The organism is Kitasatospora saccharophila, from assembly GCF_039529925.1.
Lineage (GTDB): Bacteria > Actinomycetota > Actinomycetes > Streptomycetales > Streptomycetaceae > Kitasatospora > Kitasatospora saccharophila.
Genome location: NZ_BAAANS010000155.1, coordinates 1 through 1,165, shown reverse-complemented (window position 1 = coordinate 1,165; position 1,165 = coordinate 1). Strand labels below are relative to the sequence as shown.

Annotated in this window: 1 protein-coding gene; it reads right to left on the bottom strand. The window is 69.0% G+C overall.

Annotation, left to right across the window (positions count from 1 at the left end):
• Positions 1-487: 487 nt before the first annotated feature.
• Entirely contained in the window at positions 488-1,069 is a 582-nt protein-coding gene (locus ABD345_RS39925; RefSeq protein WP_344559743.1) for a response regulator, read from the bottom strand.
• Between the last annotated feature and the right edge of the window lie 96 nt (positions 1,070-1,165).

Below are 1,165 nucleotides of genomic sequence, written 5' to 3'. Positions count from 1 at the left end.
TCTCCCCGCACGTCGTCGACCCGCTGCTCGCCTACTTGAAAGCCATCGCGGACCCGCCACGAGAGCGCGACTATCGAAGCATCCGAGATGCCAAGGCCCTACTCCTGTCGAACGAGGTGGACTTCGATCTGGTGAGCGAGATCGCACACGGAGGACGATCCGCAGCGAGCACCTGAAGTATCGGCTGCCAGGACGCGCTCTCCATGGCTCCGGGTGCCGGTGCTGAGCCCGAGGGGGCTCAGCACCGGCGCGCCCCTGGAGTCCCCCGGGCGCTCGGTGTACCGGTCGATGATGCGCTCGAACTCCACAGGTTCCGCGGCGACGAGACAGGGGTTGTGTCGACATGCGGGCCGGGCTGCAGAAGCCGACCGGCGCGGCGACCCGACGAGGGGCGGGCCCCAGGTGCGCCGGTCGCTGGTCGGTCTCCACCGGCTGTCGCCTGCCCGGTTCTGCGGCACCGGGGCGATGAGGGGATCCTCGCGGGGGGTCAGTGCGGGCTGGGGTGTTCGCGGTGGCGCTGGAGGTAGAACTCGACGAACACAGCGACCTTGGCCCGCAGCGCCCAGGGGTCGAACGGCTTGACGATGAAGTCGACGGCGCCGGCCGCGTAGCCGCGCATAGAGTACTCGGGGTCGTTGCCGATGGCGGTGAGGAAGATGATCGGGATGTCCCGAGTGCGGGCGCGACGCTTGATGTGGGCGGCGGTCTCGTAGCCGTCCATGTCGGGCATCTGGACGTCGAGGAGGATGACGGCGTAGTCGTCGGACTCCAGTAAGGCGCGCAGGGCGGCGGGGCCGGAGGCGACGCTGACCATGTCGTATCCGTGGACGCCGAGAACGGCTTCCAGGGCCAGGAGGTTGGCGCCCTGGTCGTCGACCAGCAGGACCTTGGGGGAGGTGCCGCAGGCGAGCGCGGGGGCATCCAGGGGGTCGACCAGGCTGACCAGTTCGGGGGCCGGCAGGAGGGTGCCCTGCTGCTGCTCGATGTGGACGAGCTGGCGCTCCAGCAGCTCGCAGCGGGCTTCGGCGAGCACGGCCCGGCGACGGGTCTTCTCAAGCTCGGCGGCCATCTGAGAAAGTGTGGGGTAATTAGCTGATTACTGATCGTTGAGGTCGTCGGCGAGGCGGCGGGCTGCTTCGGTCTCGATGGGGCCGCGTGGTTCGAT

Coding starts and splice junctions, on each gene's coding strand:
- ABD345_RS39925 (WP_344559743.1), bottom strand. CDS start 1,069: ATGGCCGCCGAGCTTGAGAAGACCCGTCGCCGGGCCGTGCTCGCCGAA.